We start from the raw sequence: 345 nt of genomic DNA, 5'->3' as shown, positions 1-345 counted from the left end.
ACCGCGCCACCAGCCGCCTCAAGCCCGAGACGCTGGCCGCGCTGGCCGAGCGCAACCCGAACCTCGTGGGCTTCAAGGACGGCGTGGGCGACATCGAGGCCATGGTGGCCATCTACCAGAAGATGGGAGACCGCTTCGCCTACCTGGGCGGGCTGCCCACGGCCGAGGTCTATGCCGCGGCCTACAAGGCGCTGGGCACGCCGGTGTATTCGTCGGCTGTCTTCAACTTCATCCCGAAGACCGCGATGGATTTCTACCAGGCCGTTGCCGCCGACGACCTGCCCACGCAGCACCGCCTGCTGAAGAACTTCTTCATGCCCTACCTGGAACTGCGCAACCGCGTGC

At 66.4% G+C, this 345-nt stretch carries 1 protein-coding gene; it reads left to right on the top strand.

All coding sequences use genetic code 11. The features are described from left to right. The coding region (locus IB278_RS33660; RefSeq protein ID WP_192328887.1) for a dihydrodipicolinate synthase family protein at positions 1–345 on the top strand (345 nt) is incomplete at both ends.

The sequence above is a fragment of the Variovorax sp. VRV01 genome, from assembly GCF_014852545.1.
Taxonomy (GTDB): domain Bacteria; phylum Pseudomonadota; class Gammaproteobacteria; order Burkholderiales; family Burkholderiaceae_C; genus Variovorax; species Variovorax beijingensis_A.
Note: the sequence above shows the minus strand (reverse complement) of the source record. Positions and strands in the feature narration are given on the sequence as shown.